Source organism: Kitasatospora sp. NPDC057542, from assembly GCF_042801945.1.
Lineage (GTDB): Bacteria > Actinomycetota > Actinomycetes > Streptomycetales > Streptomycetaceae > Kitasatospora.
On the sequence record NZ_JBHVFE010000168.1, the window covers coordinates 1 to 16,932 of the forward strand.

A 16,932-nucleotide genomic window follows, 5' to 3' on the forward strand; every position below is an offset into this window, starting at 1 on the left:
CGTGGAAGCGGGGCCGACGGGCCTTTCCGAGGTCTACGGGCCGTCCGGGCCGGTGCCCGGCGCCGAGGTCAGCTCGCGGCCGGAGCCGGGCTGGACGAGGCCGAGGAGCCGGAGCTCGACGGCGTCGAGGAGGGCGCGGACGTGGAGGTGGAGGACGACGTCGAGGAGGTCGACGAGGACCCGGAGCCCACCGAGCTGCTGGAGGAGGAGCGGCTGTCGGTCCGGTAGAAGCCGGAGCCCTTGAACACGACGCCCACGGCCGAGAAGACCTTGCGGAGCCGTCCCTGGCATTCGGGGCACGTGGTCAGTGCCTCGTCGGTGAACTTCTGCACCGCCTCCAGGCCGTTGCCGCACTCGGTGCACTGGTACTGGTACGTGGGCACTTGTCTTCCTCCTGGCACTCTCGCCTGATGAGTGCTAACGATGGTCAATGATGCGGCATTCCGCGGGATCAGTCCAGCGACTGCGGTGTGAGATGGACCGGGGCCCGGCCGCCGGACCGCCGCCGCCTCAGCCCTTGGCCGCGCCCACCAGCTGCGCGGCACCACCGTGCTCCGCGGAACCGGAGCCCGGACCGCCGGCCGAACCGGAGCCCGGGCCGGCAGCCGTCGGAGCGCCCGACCCGCCTCCCGGCGCCACCAGCAGGTGTCGCAGCGAGGCCAGCGCGATCAGCCCCAACCCGGCCCCGGCCACCGGCACCAGGAACCCGGTCGAGGGCCCGTGCCCGTCGATCAGCCGGCCCGCCGCCATCGAGCCGACCGCCAGCCCCAGTCCGATGGCGCCGGTCAGCCAGGTGAAGGCCTCCGTCTTGGCCCCGTCCGCGACCAGCGTCTCGACCAGGGTGTAGCCGCTGATCAGGGTCGGCGCGATGGCCAGCCCGCAGAGCAGCCCGGCGACGGTCAGCGCGACCAGGTTGGGCATCGCCCACAGCACCGAGCAGCCCAGCACCAGCAGCGCGTAGCTGATCAGCATCCGCTGTTGCACCGGCCGCCGCCAGGCGATCACGCCGTACAGCACGCCGGCCAGCATCGAGCCGCCGGCGAAGATCCCGTACACGGTGCCGCCGGCGTCGTGCTGCCCGACCGAGTCGGCGAAGGCGTTCACCGAGACCTGCATGCCGCCGAAGACCGCGCCGACCCCGAGGAAGGTCCCGGCCAGCAGCCGGACGCCGGGGGAGGCGAGCGCCGAGGCGCGCCTGGTGCCGGGTTGCGGCACGATCCGGGTCGGTGCGGTGCGTCGCTGGGCGGCGAAGGCCAGGCCGCCGACGAGGGTCAGCGAGGCCTCGGCGACCAGGGCGGTGGCCGGGTTGGCGAGGGCGGCGATGCCGGAGGCCAGGATCGGGCCGATCACGAAGGTGAACTCGTCCGTCACGGACTCGAAGGCGAAGGCGGTGCTCACCCGGGCCGCGGAGGCCTCGGAGGCGCCGTCCGCGGTGAACCTGGCCACCCAGCGGGCCCGGACCATCGCGCCGACCTGCGGCACGCTCGCCCCGGCCGGGACGGCGGCCAGGAACAGGCTCCAGGCGGGCGCGTGGCCGAGCGCGAGCGCGATCAGCACGCCGACCGAGGCGGCGTGCACCAGGACGGTCGGCACGAGCACCGCGGCCTGGCCGTAGCGGTCGGCGAGCCGCCCGGTCTGCGGCCCGACCAGGGCCTGGGCGACGGCGGCGACCGCGGTGACCGTACCGGCGGTGCCGTACGAGCCGTGGGTCCGGGTGACGAGCAGCAGGATGCCCATGCTGAGCATCGCGTACGGCAGCCGCGCGACGAGGGCGGGGGCCAGGAACGTCCAGGCCCCGGGAGTGCGGAGCAGCTCGCCGTACCCGACGCGGGCGGGGGCCGGAGCTGCGGGGGTGGCCGCGGAGTCCGCGGCGGTGTCGACCGTTCGGCGCGCCGTCACGGTCGGTCCTTCCTGCTGCCTGGTAGCGCGGCAGGGCATGGTGTGGCCCCGACGGCGCCGAGAGTCGTCCTCTCGCGCGTCGACCGGGGTAGATACCGGGTCGGTCCGGCGTGGTGGCCGGGTCCGGACCGCGGCCGCCGAGCGGTCGCGCCAACTCTGCGTCAGGCAGATGCTGGGGGTGGTCTAGCGGTGGTTATACGGCGTGGTCGAACCAGCATACAGTTACGCGCGTAGACCCCGCCAGCCACACCCGTCCCGGTGACCCGGCCGCCCCGTCCCGGTGACCCGGCCGCCCCGTCCCGGTGACCCGGCCGCCCCGGCCGGGGCCTGGTGGGGGCCGGCGAGGGCGCGCCCTCACCGCCCGTTCAGCCACCCCGCGAGCTTGCCGCCCTTGTCCACGGCCCGCAGCCGCCGCTCCGCCGCCTCGCCGACCTCGTCCGTGGTGACCACCAGCAGCTCGTCCCCGCCGCGCAGCACCGTCGCCTTGTCCGGCACGAAGGAGTTCCCCTCACGCACGACCAGGGTGACCGCCGCCCCCCTGGGCAGCCGCAGCTCGCTGATCTCCACGCCCGACATCTTCGAGGTGGGGGAGAGCGTGACCGACAGCAGGTGCCCGTGCAGCTTCTCCAGCGGGGCGGATTCGATGCCCAGGTCCTGGCCCATGTCGCCCTCGTCGATCCGCAGCCGCTTGGCCACCCACGGCAGGGTCGGTCCCTGGAGCAGGGTGAAGACGACGACCAGGATGAAGACGATGTTGAAGACGTCCTCGGCCCGGTGCGCGCCGGACACCACCGGGATGGTGGCCAGCACGATGGGCACTGCCCCGCGCAGCCCGGCCCAGCTCAGCAGTGCCTGCTCGCGGGCCGACACCTTGAAGGGGGTCAGCGAGACCATCACCGACAGCGGCCGGGCCAGGAAGACCAGCACCCCGCCGATCACCAGTGCGGGCACCACCGCGTCGCCCATGGACTCGGGCGTGACGAGCAGGCCGAGCAGGACGAACATGCCGATCTGCCCGATCCAGGCCAGCCCGTCGGCGAAGCCCCGGACGGCCGGGCCGTGCGGGAGCTTGGAGTTCCCGAGTATCACCGCACTGATGTAGACGGCGAGGAAGCCGGAGCCGTGCAGCAGCGCGCCGCCGGCGTACGCGAGCACGGTGAGCGCCATCACGGCGATCGGGTAGAGGCCCGAGGAGGGCAGCGCGACGTGCTTGAGCCCGTAGGCGCCTATCTTGCCGACGGCCAGGCCTATCACGGCGCCGATCGCCAGCTCGGCGACGATCGTGCCGATCAGGACGTACCAGGAGTCCAGCTCCCCGGTGGTGGCGAAGGCGACGACCAGGATGACCACGGGTGCGTCGTTGAAGCCGGACTCGGCCTCCAGCAGGCCGGTGAGCCGGTGCGGCAGCGGGACCATCCGCAGCACCGAGAAGACGGCGGCCGCGTCGGTGGAGGAGACGATGGCGCCCAGCAGCAGCGAGGTGCGCCAGTCCAGGCCGACCAGCCAGTGCGCGCCGGCCGCGGTGGCGAACACGCTGACGCTGACGCCGACGGTGGCGAGCACGGTCGCGGCCGGCATCACCGGCTTGATCTCGCGCCAGCTGGTCTTGATGCCGCCCTCGGCGAGGATCACCACGAGCGCCGCGTAGCCGAGCACCTGGGTGAGCTCGGCGTTGTTGAAGGTGACGCCGATCCCGTTCTGGCCCAGCGCGACACCGATCCCCAGATAGATCAGCAGGCTGGGCAGCCCTGATCGGGTGGAGAGGCGTACGGCGCCCACCGCGAACAGCAGGATCACGGAGGACTCAAGCAGGAGCTGGTTCAGGTGGGAGACGTTCACGCAGGGGCACCTCGGGCAGGCAGGGGCGGGCGGGGTGTCTGGTGGTGCTGTGGGGCGACCCGTTAAGAAGTCGTCAATGCTCCTCTTGCGGATCGTTACGCAGTCTAACATTTTGCCATATCTTTAGCTTGGTCCCCCGTTCACGGTGCCCGGCCGACTCGGCCTAATGTGGTTCCCTGTCACGGCCGCAGGCCCTGGACACGCCCGCCCGCCCCGAAGTCAGGACCGCAAGGACCCAGATGCCCCGCTCGAAAAAGTTCCGGCGCGCCCGTCTGATCGTGATCGTGCTGGTCGTGCTGCTGGTGGCCGGCACCGGCTACGGCGGCTACCGCGGGGTCTCCGCGGTTCGCGCCTCCTTCCCTGAGCTCGACGGCAGCGTCAAGGTGGCGGGCCTGAGCGCGCCCGTCGACGTCAAGCGGGACGCCAACGGCATCCCGCAGCTGTACGCCGACACCGCCGAGGACCTGTTCCGCGCCCAGGGCTACGTCCAGGCGCAGGACCGTTTCTGGGAGATGGACGTCCGCCGGCACATCACCGCCGGCCGGCTCTCCGAGATGTTCGGCGACGGCCAGGTCGACACCGACGCCTTCATCCGCACCATGGGCTGGCGGCAGGTGGCGCAGAAGGAGTACGACACCAAGCTGTCCCCGGAGACCAAGAAGTACCTCCAGGCCTACTCGGACGGCGTGAACGCCTGGCTCGCCGAGCACCCCGGCGGCGCGAAGGCCTCGCTGGAGTACAGCCTGCTCGGCGTCGTGAACAGCGGCTACCAGCCCGAGCAGTGGTCCCCGGTCGACTCGGTGGCCTGGCTCAAGGCGATGGCCTGGAACCTCTCCGGGAACCTCCAGGAGGAGATCGACCGCTCGCTGCTGGCCCAGGACTTCGGCCCGGACAAGATCGCCGAGCTCTACCCGGACTACCCGTACGCCCGCAACGGCACCATCGTGAAGACCGGCACCGTGGCCGGCGACAACTACCGCCCCGCCGACGGCTCCTCGCCGTCCGGCGCGACCACCGGCACCGCCACCGCCCAGGGCGCGGCCACCACCAAGGCGCTGCTGCAGGGCCTGACCGACCGGATCGACTCGATGCCGCAGCTGCTCGGCCGCCCCGGCCAGGGCATCGGTTCCAACTCCTGGGTGGTCGCCGGCTCGCACACCACCACCGGCAAGCCGCTGCTGGCCAACGACCCGCACCTCGGCCCCGGCCTGCCCTCGGTCTGGTACCAGATGGGCCTGCACTGCCGGACCAACTCCCCGGCCTGCCAGTTCGACGTCTCCGGCTTCACCTTCGCGGGCATGCCCGGCGTGGTGATCGGCCACAACAAGGACATCGCCTGGGGCTTCACCAACCTCGGCGCGGACGTCACCGACCTCTTCCTGGAGAAGGTCACCGGCCCGGACACCTACCAGGTCGACGGCAAGGACGTGAAGTTCGACCTCCGCAAGGAGACCATCAAGGTCGCCGGCGGCGAGGACCGCACCATCACCGTCCGCACCACCCAGACCGGCGCCCCGCTGATCTCCGACCAGAGCAACGAGCAGCAGAACGTCGGCAAGTACGCCCCCAACGGCACCTCCGCCCCCGACCGCGGCACCGGCGGCTACGGCGTCGCCCTCCAGTGGACGGCGCTCAGCCCCGGCAAGACCATGGACGCCGTCTTCGAGCTGGACAAGGCGAAGAACTGGGACGAGTTCCGCAACGCCGCCAAGGACTTCGCCGTCCCCGCGCAGAACCTGATCTACGCCGACGCCAAGAACATCGGCTACCAGGCCCCGGGCACCATCCCGGTCCGCGGCAAGGGCGACGGCAGCTACCCGGCGCCGGGCTGGGACCCCGCGTACCAGTGGAAGGACCCGATCCCCTTCAGCGCGCTGCCCTGGAGCCTCAACCCCTCGGCGGGCTACATCGTCACCGCCAACCAGGCCGTGGTGGACCCGAGCTACAAGTACAGCCTGACCAAGGACTGGGAGTACGGCACCCGCGCCAAGGAGATCACCGACCAGATCGAGGGCCTGCTCAAGAACAACGGCAAGATCTCGCCGGACGACATGCAGACCCTCCAGCTGGACAACACCAGCGTGATGGCCAAGACGCTGGTGCCGCTGCTGCTCAAGCAGCCGATCAGCGACCCGTACGTGCGCGAGGCCCAGGACCTGCTGAAGGACTGGAACTTCCACCAGGACGCCGACTCGGCCGCCGCCGCCTACTACAACGGCGTCTGGCGCCAGCTGCTGACCCTGGCCTTCGGCCAGAAGTTCCCGGCCGACCTGCGGGCCAAGGACAACTGCCTGCTGGTCCGCCAGCAGAGCGACCCCACCAAGCCGGACAGCTCCACCAAGATCGTCACCGAGTGCGGCACCCGCGAGCCGGGCAAGGCCCAGCCGGACGGCGGCGACCGCTGGACCGAGGTGGTGCGCCAGCAGCTGGAGAAGCCCGACAGCTCGTGGTGGACGTACATCGACGACCAGCACAAGGAGCAGAAGGGCCTGGACAACCTGCTCCAGGAGGCGATGAAGAACGCCCGCCAGGAGCTGACCTCGCTGCTCAGCAAGGACATCTCCACCTGGAGCTGGGGCCGCCTGCACAAGCTGGAGCTGCGCGAGCAGACCCTCGGCACCGACAACTCCTCGATCGCCTCCGGTGCGGTGCACAAGCTGCTCAACCGCGGCCCGTACCGGCTCTCCGGCGGCTCGGCGGCGGTCGACGCGGCCGGCTGGAACGCGGCGGCCGGCTACCAGGTGGACTGGATCCCGTCGATGCGCATGGTGGTCGACCTGAACGACCTCGACTCCTCGCGCTGGGTCAACGTCGGCGGCGCCTCCGGCCACGCCTTCCACGACAACTACAACGACCAGACCGACATCTGGCTCAAGGGCAAGCTGCTGACCTGGGCCTACTCGCCGGACGCGGTCGAGAAGGCCACCAAGCACAAGCTGGTGCTCACCACCGGCTGACGCCCGTACGGCCCGGCCACCGGCGGCCCCGTTCCCCCCGAGGGAGCGGGGCCGCCGCCGTTCTCACCCGAGGCTGAGCACCCCCGAGGGCAGGACCGCCAGGTCCACCGGCCGGTCGTGCGGCTCGGCCGGCACCCGCTCCAGCAGCTCGTGCTCGTACAGCAGCACCGCCAGCACCGGCCGCGCACCCGCCCGTGCGAGCCGGGCCAGCACCCGGTCGTAGCTGCCGCCGCCCCGGCCCAGCCGCAGGCCGGAGCGGTCCACCGCCAGGCCCGGCAGCAGCACCACCGCGGCCTGCGTCACCGCCTGCGGGCCGAGCCGCGGGCCGACCGGCTCCAGCAGCCCGCGCCCGGCCGGGGCCAGTGCGTCGGGCCCCGCGTACTCGGCCCAGTCCAGGTCGTTGTCCGGCAGCAGTACGGGCAGCAGCACCCGCACCCCGCGCGCCCGCAGCGCGTCCAGCAACGGCCGCGTCCCGGGCTCGGCGCCCACCGAGACGTACGCGGCCACGGTGGCGCCCGCGGCGGCCAGTTCCCCGGCGTGCCCGGCCAGCGCCTCGGCCGCCGCGGCGCGCTCCTCGGCGGCCAGTTCACGCCGTTGCGTCAACAGCCGTGTCCTCAGGCCGTTCTTCTCGTTGTGCATCCGATCCTCCTGGTCTCCGCACCGTCGACGCGCAGAGCCTGACACGCGAAAGGGCGTCCCCCATTGACCACCCCGCTGCTGGTCCAGGCCCTGGCCGCACTGAGCGTCCCGGCGCTGGCCGGCGCCACCGCCCTCGGACTGCGCGGACGGCGGGAGCGGGCCGTGGCCGCCGCCGGGGAGGAGCGGCTGCGCGGACGGATCGCCGAACTGGAGGAGCGCTGCGCCGAACTGGAGCGCACCGCCTCCTGCGACCCGCTCACCGGCGTGTGGAACTACCGTCACCTCCAGCTCACCCTGGACCGGGAGATCGAGCGGGCCCGCCGCGCCGAGCACGCCGAGCAGGCTGACGGCCCGCGCCCGCTCGCCGTGCTGATGCTGGCCATCACGGGTTTCGACGCGGTCGTCGCCGAGCACGGCCGGGGCCGGGCGGGCGCGGTCCTGCGTGACCTCGCCCAGCGGCTCGCGATGGAGATCCGCCGGGCCGACACCCTCGGCCGCTACGGCGGCGAGGAGTTCCTGGTGGTGCTGCCGGACACCGGCGCCGAGGGCGCCGTGCAGGTCGCCGAGCGCCTGGTCTGGTCGGTCCGCCGGCACCTGCTGCTGGACTGGTCCTCCGGCCCGCGCGAGCCCCGCCCGGCCACCGGCAACGGCCTGACCGCCGCCGCCGGCATCGCCGTGCTGCCCGACGACGGCACCCACGCGGCAGTCCTGCTGCGCGCCGCCGACGCGGCGCTCGCCGCGGCCCGGGCGGCCGGCGGCGACTGCTGGCGGCTCCAGGCCCGGCACGCCGGGGAGCCCGACCGGCCCCGCACCGACCGCTCCGAACAGGCCACCCGCACTCCCGATCACGGACCGGATGCCGAACGTGACCGTTCGGGAAAGGCGGGTAGTCTGTCGGCCTGTGTCGGCCGGGACCCATTCACCCAGCCGGTCGTGTCCCATACGCCTGCCACTGTGGCCGGGTCGCGCGACGTGCTGTCCTAGCCGACCGCCTGCGCTCGGCCGGGCGAAAACGTGCCTGAGTAAGGTAAACGCATGACGACGACCAACTTCCGAGTTCCGGTAACCAAGGCCGTGGTGCCCGCGGCCGGACTGGGCACCCGTTTCCTCCCGGCGACCAAGGCCACCCCGAAGGAGATGCTCCCGGTCGTCGACAAGCCGGCGATCCAGTACGTCGTCGAGGAGGCCTCCGCCGCGGGCCTGTCCGACATACTCATGGTCACCGGCCGCAACAAGCGCGCCCTGGAGGACCACTTCGACCGCGCCTACGAGCTGGAGGAACTGCTCGTCCGCAAGGGCGACGAGCAGCGCCTGGCCCGGGTCCGCGAGTCCGTCGAGCTGGCCAACATGCACTACGTCCGCCAGGGCGACCCGAAGGGCCTCGGTCACGCCGTCTCGGTCGCCGAGCAGCACGTCGCCGGCCAGCCCTTCGCCGTCCTGCTCGGCGACGACCTGATCGACCCCCGCGACCCGCTGCTCGCCCGCATGATCGAGGTGCAGCAGCAGCTCGGCGGCTCGGTCGTCGCCCTGATGGAGGTCGACCCCTCCCAGATCCACCTCTACGGCTGCGCCGCCGTCAAGGCGAACGGCTTCGGCGAGGACGTCTTCCAGGTGACCGACCTGGTCGAGAAGCCCGAGCCCGGCGAGGCCCCGTCGAACTACGCCGTGATCGGCCGCTACGTCCTCGACCCGCTGGTCTTCGACGTGCTGCGGGAGACCCCGCCCGGCCGTGGCGGCGAGATCCAGCTGACCGACGCCCTGCGCGAGCTGACCCGCCGTGAGGCGGCGGACGGCGGCCAGGTGCACGGCGTGCTCTTCAAGGGCCGCCGCTACGACACCGGCGACCGCGCCGACTACCTGCGCGCTATCGTCCGTCTGGCCTCCGAGCGCGAGGACCTGGGCCCGGAGTTCCGTTCCTGGCTGCGGGAGTTCGTCGGTTCCGAGATGCAGGCCTGACACAGGACCGACCACGACAGAGAGCGAGCCGCCGATGACCGGGTCCACCGAGCACAGCACCACGCCCAGCGCCTGTTGCGACGCCGGAGCGGACCCGGCCCCGGCGGCCCCCCGGCTCTGGACGGTGGACGAGCACCTCGCCGACGTGCTGGCCGCGGTCGGCCCGCTGCCCGCGATCGAGCTCCACCTGCTCGACGCCCAGGGCTGCCGGCTCGACGAGGACGTGACCGCCGACGGCGACCTGCCGCCCTTCGACAACAGCTCGATGGACGGCTACGCGGTCCGCACCGCCGACACCGAGGGCGCCACCGACGCCTACCCGTCGGTGCTCTCGGTGGTCGGCGACATCGCCGCCGGCGCCGACCGGCTGCCCAAGGTCGGCCCCGGCCAGGCCGCCCGGATCATGACCGGCGCCCCGCTGCCGCCCGGCGCCCAGGCCGTCGCACCGGTCGAGTGGACCGACGGCGGCACCGGCACCGGGGTGGCCGCAGCCGCGATGACCGCCCCCGTCCCGGACGAGGAGGTCCGGGTCCTGCGCCCGGTCACCGAGGGCGCGCACATCCGCCGCCGCGGCAGCGACGTCGCGGCCGGCACCCGGGTGCTGGAGGCCGGTACCCGGCTCGGCCCCGCCCAGCTCGGCCTGCTCGCCGCGATCGGCCGTCCCACCGTGAAGGTCCGCCCGCGTCCTCGGGTCGTGGTGCTGTCCACCGGCAGCGAGCTGGTCCAGCCCGGCCGACCGGTCGGCCCCGGGCAGATCGCCGACTCCAACAGCTTCACCCTGACCGCGGCCGCCCGGGAGGCCGGCGCCATCGCCTACCGGGTCGGCGCCGTCCCGGACGAGGCCGACCGGCTGCGCGCCGTCCTGGAGGAGCAGCTCGGCCGGGCCGACCTGATCGTCACCAGCGGCGGGGTCAGCGTCGGCGCGTACGACGTGGTCAAGGAGGTCTTCGAGTCCTACGGCGGGGTGGACTTCCGGCGCCTGCGGATGCAGCCCGGCAAGCCGCAGGGCTTCGGCCGGATCGGCGGCGCGGCCGGGGTGCCGCTGCTCGCACTGCCCGGCAACCCGGTGAGCGCCTACATCTCCTTCGAGCTCTTCGTCCGCCCGGTCATCCGCACCATGCTCGGGGCCACCGACGTGCACCGCCCGGTCGTCCGCGCGCTCTGTCTGGTGGCGCTGCGCTCGCCGGCCGGCCGCCGGCAGTTCCTGCGCGGCCGCTACTCGGCGGCGGACGGCACGGTCGAGCCGGTGGGCGGCGCCGGGTCGCACCTGGTCGGCGCGCTGGCCCGGGCCGACTGTCTGATCACCGTCCCCGAGGAGACCACCGAACTGCCGGCCGGCAGCGAGGTGGACGTGGTGTTGCTGGACTCCTGATCAGCTCCCCGGACCGGGGAACGGTACGGTAGCGCGGTATTCGATCTGCGCGCCTCTGGAGTTACCCGTGACGACACCTCCCCCCGGCGACCGCCTCACCCACGTCGACGACCAGGGCGCGGCCCGGATGGTCGACGTCTCCGAGAAGGCCACCACCGCGCGCACCGCCGTGGCGGCCGGCCGGGTGCGGGTCTCCCCGCAGGTGGTCGAGCTGCTGCGCGGCGAGGGCGTGCCCAAGGGCGACGCCCTCGCGGTGGCCCGGATCGCGGGGATCATGGGCGCCAAGAGGACCCCGGACCTGATCCCGCTCTGCCACCCGATCGCGGTCTCCGGCGTCAAGGTCGACCTGGCCGTCGCGGACGACGCGGTCGAGATCACCGCCACCGTGAAGACCGCCGACCGCACCGGCGTCGAGATGGAGGCGCTGACCGCCGTCGCGGTGGCCGGGCTGACCGTCGTCGACATGGTCAAGGCGGTGGACAAGGGTGCCACGATCGAGTCCGTCCGGGTGCTGAGCAAGACCGGCGGCAAGAGCGGCGACTGGTCCGCCCCGGAGGTGGACGCATGAAGGCGCTGGCCGTGACGGTGTCCAACAGGGCCTTCGCCGGGGTCTACGAGGACAGGGGCGGCCCGCTGCTGGTGGCCGGCCTGACCGCGATGGGCTTCACCGCCGACGGCCCCCGGGTCGTCCCGGACGGCGACCCGGTGGAGGCCGTGCTGCGCGAGGCCGTCGCGGCCGGCTACGACGTCGTGCTGACCACCGGCGGCACCGGCATCTCGCCGATGGACCTCACCCCCGAGATGACCGCCCGGGTGATCGACCGTCAGGTCCCCGGCATCGCCGAGGCCATCCGTGCGTACGGCCGGGAGAAGGTGCCGACGTCGGCGCTCTCCCGCGGGCTCGCCGGGCTCGCCGGACGTACCCTGATCGTCAACCTGCCGGGCTCGACCGGCGGTGTCAAGGACGGCCTGGCCGTCCTGGAGCCGCTGCTCGCCCACGCCGTCGACCAGCTCGGCGGCGGGGACCACCCCCGGACCGACGCCCCAGCAACCGGGGCTCCAGCATCCAGGAGAGGGCACTGAACGCCGGCTGGCCGGTAGAACTCCACGAGGGGGAGGTCGTGCTGCGCCCGATCCGGGCCCGCGACCAGCGTGAGTGGCAGGAGGTGAGCCGCCGCAACCGGGACTGGCTGCGCCGCTGGGAGGCCACCGTGCCGCCCGGCCCGGCGGGCCAGGTGGCCGGCCCCCGTCCGACGTACCGGCAGATGGTCCGCTTCCTGCGCGGCGAGGCCTCGGCCGGCCGGATGCTGCCCTTCGTCGTGGTCTACAAGGGCCAGCTGGTGGGGCAGTTGACCGTCGGCGGGATCACCTGGGGATCGATGTGCTCGGCGAACATCGGGTACTGGGTGGACGAGACGGTGGCCGGCCGGGGCATCATCCCGACCGCCGTGGCGCTTTCGGTGAACTACTGCTTCCGCACGCTCGGACTGCACCGGATCGAGGTCTGCATCCGCCCGGAGAACGGCCCGAGCCGGCGGGTGGTGGAGAAACTCGGCTTCCGTTCGGAGGGAATCCGTCCGCGCTATCTCCACATCGACGGCGACTGGCGGGACCACCTCGTCTACGCGCTGACCGACGAGGAGGTCCCGGAGGGGATGCTGGAGCGCTGGCGGGCGCTCAGTTCCGGGCGCGAGCCAAGTAATTGAATATATGTTCGAAAGAAATATCGATCTGGCATCGGCGGGGCACCGGACCCCCACAAATACCGGCAAAATAGTCGGAGAATCAGCTTGATCACACGACACGCCGCACCAAATTGCTGCCAGGCCTTCCCCGGCGCCCGTACGGTGTGAATCGTGAGCAGTAGCGGCCTTATCTACGCCGTCATCGTAGGGGCCTGGGCCGCCTATCTGGTGCCGATGTGGCTCCGCAGGCAGGACGAACTCAACGAGGCGCGCCCGACGGAACGCTTCAGCACCGCCATCCGCCTGCTGGCCGGGCGTTCGGCGCTGGAGCGGCGGGCAGCCCGGGCCCTGGGCGACGAACCGCGTGACGGCGAGCAGAGCAACGACGGCCCTCCCGAACGGGACGAGGCCACCTCCGGCGACCCCGCGCGGGAGCCCGAACCTCCGGTGCAGCGCCCGGCCGAACGGTCGGCCCCCGAACCGCGGGCCGGTGTCGAGCGCCGGGCGCGTCTGCTGGCCCGCCGGCGCCGGATGGTCACCGCCCTCTTCCTCTCCTTCGCGCTCGGCGCGGTGGTCGCCGCGGTGGCCGGACTGGCCTTCCTTTGGGTCCCGGCGGTCCCGGCGGTCCTCCTCACCCTGTACATCGGCCACCTGCGCAAGCTGGAGCGCCAGCGGTACGAGGTGAAGCTCGACCGGGTGCGGGCCGCCCAGGCGGCCGAGCGGCTGCGCAAGCGCGAGCAGCAGCGCGCCGAGGCCTCGGCGCCCGGCGGCGCCCCGGCCGAGGCCCCCGCCGCCGAGCCGGCCCCGGTCGCGCGCGCCGAGGAGCGGGCCGTACGCCGTCCGCACCTGCGGCTGGCCGCCGACCCGGAGCAGGCCACCGTCTCGGTGCCCTCCGCCTCCGCGGTGGCCGAGGCGACCGAGCACGAGGAGTGGGTCGACGGCATGCGCGAGCGCGGCGCGGCCGGCCCGGACTCCTGGGAGCCGGTGCCCGTCCCGCTACCGACCTACGTGACCGCCCCGGTCGCCCCCCGGGTCTCCCGCGGCCTCGACCTGTCGGCCCCCGGCACCTGGACCGCCGGCCGCCCCGCCGAGTCCCGCAAGACCCCGCTCTTCGACCAGTACGCCGAGCCGCAGGCCCCCGAGTCGCGCCCGCGCGCGGCCAACGAATGACGTGGGCCACCCCCCGACCAGCACCGCGATCCGGGGGGGTGGTCACGAACCCCCTCCGAAAGGTGCTAGAGTTTCTTCTCGTTGGGGCTGTGGCGCAGTCCGGTAGCGCACCTCGTTCGCATCGAGGGGGTCAGGGGTTCGAATCCCCTCAGCTCCACCCAACGGACCGGCTCAGGCCGGTCGACGAAATCCCGCCGGGAGGCAACACCCGGCGGGATTTGGCGTTTTGGGGTCCGGGCCGGGTGTCGGAGCCGGCTCCGGGGCGACTGTGGGCGGGGTCACATCACCCTTCCGGGCTCGTTTCTGACGCGGTTTGGGGCTCAGGGGGGTCGGTTATGGTGGGTGGGCCCAGACGCTGACGAGGGAACGATCTGGTCTATCTCGACGGGGTGCCATCGCGGTGCGCGAGTTCGGTCTGAAACGGTGGGTGCGGCGGTCGGCCCAGGATGAGTCCGGCGGCGCAGCGGAAACCGGAAGGCCGAATTCCTGGACCCTCCCGGCGGCCTGCGTGGCGGCGGTGTCACTGGTGGTGTTCGCCTGGTTCCGGCACGCCCACGGGGCCACCATGGTCGACATGCTGGTCTACCGGGCCGAGGGCGAGGCCGTCGTCCGGGGCGAGGACCTGTACGCGATGCGGCTGCCCGGCTGGGACCTGCCGGCCACCTACCCGCCGTTCGCGGCGATGCTCTTCGTGCCGAGCACCTGGTTCGGCGTGAGCACCCTGCGCGTCCTGGTGATGCTCCTCAACTACGCGCTGCTCGCCGCGGCCGTGCACCTGTCGCTCAAGCTGGCCGGCTGGCCCAAGCAGCACCGCGCGGCCGTGGTGATCCTGGCGACCGGCCTCGGCATCTGGCTGGAGCCGGTCTTCACCACCTTCCAGTACGGCCAGGTCAACCTCGGCATCCTCTGCCTGGTCCTGTGGGACCTGACCCGTTCGGACCGCAACCGCTTCAAGGGCGTGGGCATCGGCCTGGCCACGGCCATCAAGATCACCCCGGGCCTGTTCGCCGTCTACCTGTTCCTGACCGGCCGGGTCCGGGCCGCCCTGGTCTCGGCCGGCACCTTCCTCGCGGCGGGCCTGATCGGCTGGGCCGCGCTGCCCGACGCCTCGCACGGGTTCTGGACCACCTACCTCTGGGATCCGAGCCGGGTCGGCGTGACCGTCCTGGTGGACAACCAGTCGCTGCGCGGCGCCGTCTGCCGGCTGCTCGACGTCAACGACCCGGGCCTGGTCGGGCTCGTCGCCTCGGCGCTGGTCGGGGCGTTCGGGCTCGGGGTGGCGGTGCTGGCCGGGCGCTCGGCGCGGGTGCTGCGCCGGGCCGACGCCTGGGGCGCGGTCTGCGCCGCGCTCACCGCGCTGCTGGTCTCGCCGATCAGCTGGACCCACCACTGGGTCTGGTGCATCCCGCTCCTCGCCCTGCTGGCGGTGGAGGCCAGGACCAGGGCCCGGCAGGTGCTGTTCGGTCTGACGCTGGTGGTGTTCCTCTCCCACGTCATGTGGACGGTGCCGCACCGGTGGGGCCGCGGGGTCGCCTGGTACTGGCAGCTGCCCGGCGCGATCTACCCGCCGATCGCGATCGCCGTCCTGGTCGTCCTGGGCGTGCGGCTGTACCGCGCCCGGCGGCAGGCCGTGGACGGCACCGGCGGCGGGGCCCTGGCCCCGTCGGCCGCCAGGCCGGACCGCGATCCCGCGCTGACGAACCGGACCTGACGGTCCGGACCCACGGACCCAGACCGGACGGATCGGACCCGACGTGACCACCCAGACCGCACCCTCGCCGACGGCCGCCGTGCCCGCCGCCCGCCGGGCGGCCACGGCCGTCCTGCTCGGTCCGGCCCGGCGCACCGTGCTGCTCACCGCGCTCTGCTTCGCGGTGACCTGCGCCATCGGCCTGCAGGGCTGGACGTCCGTGTCGCTCGGCGGCTTCGACCTCGGCATCTTCGACCAGGGCGTGCGCGGCTACGCCCACTTCGGGCTGCCCGTCTCGACGCTGAAGAGCTTCCACCACGAGTTCCCGCCCGGCTTCTCGTTGCTGGGCGACCACTTCTCGCCGGTGCTGGCGCTGCTCGCGCCGCTGTACTGGATCTGGGACGACCCGCGCTCGCTGATCATCGGGCAGTCGCTGCTGTTCGCGGCCGGGGTGCCGCTGGTCCGGCGGATCGCCGGGCACGCCTTCGCCGGCGCCGAGCCGCACACCGCCCGTCGGGCCGCCGACCTGGCCGGCCTGGTCTACGGGCTCGGCTGGCCGCTGCTGGTCGCCGCCCGGGTCGGCTTCCACGAGGTCGCCTTCGCGGTGCCGCTGACCCTGCTGATGCTGGAGCGCGGACTGGCCCGCCGGTACGGCACGGTGGTGCTCGCCGCCGTGCTGCTGTGCTGCACCAAGGAGGACCTCGGCTTGATGGTCGGGGCGTACGGCCTGGTGCTGCTGGTGCGCACCCGCCGCACCGGTGACCGGGCGGGCCGCTTCACCGGCCTGGGGCTGCTGCTGGGCGGGCCGGTCGCCTCGGCGGCCGCCATCACCTGGCTGATCCCGGCGATGGGCGGGGAACCGGGCTACTACTGGAACTACGCGGCGCTCGGCAGTGACGGCGGCGACGCGGTGAAGCACCTGCTGCACGACCCGTTCCTGCTGGTGCAGACCGCCTTCGACCAGCCGCTCAAGCCGCTGCTGCTGCTGTGGCTGTTCGGCACCATGCTGCTGCTGCCGCTGCGCTCGGCCACCGTGCTGTGCGCGGTGCCGCTGCTGGCCGAGCGGATCCTGTCCAGCAACCCCAACCACTGGTCGATCGCCCGGCACTACGACTCGCTGCTGTGGCCGATCCTGCTCACCGCCGCGATCGAGGTGCTGGGCCGGCTGAGCGGCACCGGGCGGCCGGAGCGGAGCGTGCGACGGGCGCGCGGGCTGGGCCTCGGCGCGGCCGGCATCGCGCTGGTGGCCGCGGTGCCGATCGGGCTGCTGCCGCTGGCCGTGCCGTCCTCCTGGGCGCCCAAGCCGAGCGAGGCGGCGCTGGTGCGGGCGGCCGCACTGATCCCGGACGGGGCGTCCGTCGAGGCGGACAACCAGATCGCGCCGCGGCTGACCGCCCGGACGGACGTGGTGCTGGTCGACGGCACGCCGCGCGGGCGCGAGTACGTGCTCACCCGGGGCGACAAGCGCTCCTTCCCGTTCAAGACGGACAAGGAGCAGGCCGAGCGGATCCAGCTGCTGCTGGCGCACGGCTACCGGCAGCTGTGGGCCGAGGACGGGGTCGTGCTGCTGCACCGGGAGGGCGACGAGCCGATCCCCGGCGAGCACGTGCCGGGGCCGGGCAGCGAGCCGGTCCAGGACGAGGTCCCGTCCGACGTGGGGCACAACCTGTTCCGCGGCTGAGCGCGGCTTCCCGCAGACGCCGGAGGGCCGGCCGGAACGACGTC

14 protein-coding genes and 1 tRNA gene are annotated in these 16,932 nt (G+C 73.1%); 11 read left to right on the forward strand and 4 right to left on the reverse strand.

The genetic code is table 11. The features are described from left to right. Window positions 1-68 precede the first annotated feature (68 nt). The 3 genes from ACFU7Y_RS21565 to ACFU7Y_RS21575 all read right to left on the reverse strand — a co-directional run bounded on the left by ACFU7Y_RS21565 (window position 69) and on the right by ACFU7Y_RS21575 (window position 3,738). Window positions 69-383, reverse strand: a complete 315-nt coding sequence (locus tag ACFU7Y_RS21565) for an FmdB family zinc ribbon protein (protein WP_224281977.1) — start codon at window positions 381-383, stop codon at window positions 69-71. Window positions 384-510: 127 nt separating this feature from the next. Further along, the gene (locus tag ACFU7Y_RS21570) at window positions 511-1,899 is read right to left on the reverse strand and encodes an MFS transporter (protein ID WP_374120027.1); all 1,389 of its coding nucleotides are present in this window, start codon (window positions 1,897-1,899) and stop codon (window positions 511-513) included. Between the two features lie 354 nt (window positions 1,900-2,253). Next, window positions 2,254-3,738 carry a potassium/proton antiporter gene (locus ACFU7Y_RS21575; protein WP_224281979.1) on the reverse strand — a complete coding sequence of 495 codons (1,485 nt, stop codon included), beginning with the start codon at window positions 3,736-3,738 and terminating at the stop codon, window positions 2,254-2,256. A 239-nt stretch (window positions 3,739-3,977) separates the two neighbouring features. Between ACFU7Y_RS21575 and ACFU7Y_RS21580 the strand changes: the two genes are divergently transcribed. Continuing rightward, the gene (locus ACFU7Y_RS21580; protein WP_224281981.1) at window positions 3,978-6,695 is read left to right on the forward strand and encodes a penicillin acylase family protein; all 2,718 of its coding nucleotides are present in this window, start codon (window positions 3,978-3,980) and stop codon (window positions 6,693-6,695) included. A 63-nt stretch (window positions 6,696-6,758) separates the two neighbouring features. Here the strand turns inward: ACFU7Y_RS21580 and ACFU7Y_RS21585 are convergent, their stop codons facing one another. Further along, on the reverse strand, window positions 6,759-7,334 hold the full coding sequence (locus ACFU7Y_RS21585) for a 5-formyltetrahydrofolate cyclo-ligase (RefSeq protein WP_380769333.1): 576 nt from the start codon (window positions 7,332-7,334) through the stop codon (window positions 6,759-6,761). A 63-nt stretch (window positions 7,335-7,397) separates the two neighbouring features. On the opposite strand from ACFU7Y_RS21585, the gene ACFU7Y_RS21590 reads away from it, so the two are divergent. From ACFU7Y_RS21590 to ACFU7Y_RS21635, 10 genes are all read left to right on the forward strand, one after another. Continuing rightward, window positions 7,398-8,318 carry a GGDEF domain-containing protein gene (locus tag ACFU7Y_RS21590; protein ID WP_380769334.1) on the forward strand — a complete coding sequence of 307 codons (921 nt, stop codon included), beginning with the start codon at window positions 7,398-7,400 and terminating at the stop codon, window positions 8,316-8,318. Between the two features lie 51 nt (window positions 8,319-8,369). Further along, window positions 8,370-9,290 carry a UTP--glucose-1-phosphate uridylyltransferase GalU gene (gene galU / locus ACFU7Y_RS21595; RefSeq protein ID WP_224284322.1) on the forward strand — a complete coding sequence of 307 codons (921 nt, stop codon included), beginning with the start codon at window positions 8,370-8,372 and terminating at the stop codon, window positions 9,288-9,290. A 34-nt stretch (window positions 9,291-9,324) separates the two neighbouring features. After that, a complete protein-coding gene (gene glp / locus ACFU7Y_RS21600; RefSeq protein ID WP_380769336.1) occupies window positions 9,325-10,662 on the forward strand; it encodes a gephyrin-like molybdotransferase Glp in 1,338 nt (445 codons plus the stop codon). Between the two features lie 127 nt (window positions 10,663-10,789). Continuing rightward, a complete protein-coding gene (gene moaC, locus ACFU7Y_RS21605; protein WP_263455674.1) occupies window positions 10,790-11,230 on the forward strand; it encodes a cyclic pyranopterin monophosphate synthase MoaC in 441 nt (146 codons plus the stop codon). Further along, window positions 11,227-11,745 carry a molybdenum cofactor biosynthesis protein B gene (locus ACFU7Y_RS21610; RefSeq protein WP_224284319.1) on the forward strand — a complete coding sequence of 173 codons (519 nt, stop codon included), beginning with the start codon at window positions 11,227-11,229 and terminating at the stop codon, window positions 11,743-11,745. Before moaC ends, ACFU7Y_RS21610 begins: the two co-directional genes overlap by 4 nt. After that, on the forward strand, window positions 11,742-12,368 hold the full coding sequence (locus ACFU7Y_RS21615) for a GNAT family N-acetyltransferase (RefSeq protein ID WP_224284323.1): 627 nt from the start codon (window positions 11,742-11,744) through the stop codon (window positions 12,366-12,368). Before ACFU7Y_RS21610 ends, ACFU7Y_RS21615 begins: the two co-directional genes overlap by 4 nt. 150 nt (window positions 12,369-12,518) lie before the next feature. After that, window positions 12,519-13,517: a hypothetical protein gene (locus ACFU7Y_RS21620; protein ID WP_380769339.1), complete on the forward strand. Its 999-nt coding sequence runs from the start codon at window positions 12,519-12,521 to the stop codon at window positions 13,515-13,517. Window positions 13,518-13,600: 83 nt separating this feature from the next. Then, window positions 13,601-13,674, forward strand: a tRNA-Ala gene (locus tag ACFU7Y_RS21625). Between the two features lie 351 nt (window positions 13,675-14,025). After that, window positions 14,026-15,228 (forward strand): glycosyltransferase 87 family protein, encoded by a 1,203-nt coding sequence (locus ACFU7Y_RS21630; protein ID WP_224284920.1) that lies wholly within the window; start codon window positions 14,026-14,028, stop codon window positions 15,226-15,228. Between the two features lie 43 nt (window positions 15,229-15,271). Continuing rightward, on the forward strand, window positions 15,272-16,888 hold the full coding sequence (locus tag ACFU7Y_RS21635) for a DUF2079 domain-containing protein (RefSeq protein WP_380769341.1): 1,617 nt from the start codon (window positions 15,272-15,274) through the stop codon (window positions 16,886-16,888). Window positions 16,889-16,932: the final 44 nt, after the last annotated feature.

What these genes read in the sequence shown, in the direction of transcription:
- moaC (WP_263455674.1), top strand. Translation starts at nt 10,790, where the DNA reads ATGGTCGACGTCTCCGAGAAGGCCACCACCGCGCGCACCGCCGTGGCG.
- galU (WP_224284322.1), top strand. Translation starts at nt 8,370, where the DNA reads ATGACGACGACCAACTTCCGAGTTCCGGTAACCAAGGCCGTGGTGCCC.
- ACFU7Y_RS21585 (WP_380769333.1), bottom strand. Translation starts at nt 7,334, where the DNA reads ATGCACAACGAGAAGAACGGCCTGAGGACACGGCTGTTGACGCAACGG.
- ACFU7Y_RS21580 (WP_224281981.1), top strand. Translation starts at nt 3,978, where the DNA reads ATGCCCCGCTCGAAAAAGTTCCGGCGCGCCCGTCTGATCGTGATCGTG.
- glp (WP_380769336.1), top strand. Translation starts at nt 9,325, where the DNA reads ATGACCGGGTCCACCGAGCACAGCACCACGCCCAGCGCCTGTTGCGAC.
- ACFU7Y_RS21610 (WP_224284319.1), top strand. Translation starts at nt 11,227, where the DNA reads ATGAAGGCGCTGGCCGTGACGGTGTCCAACAGGGCCTTCGCCGGGGTC.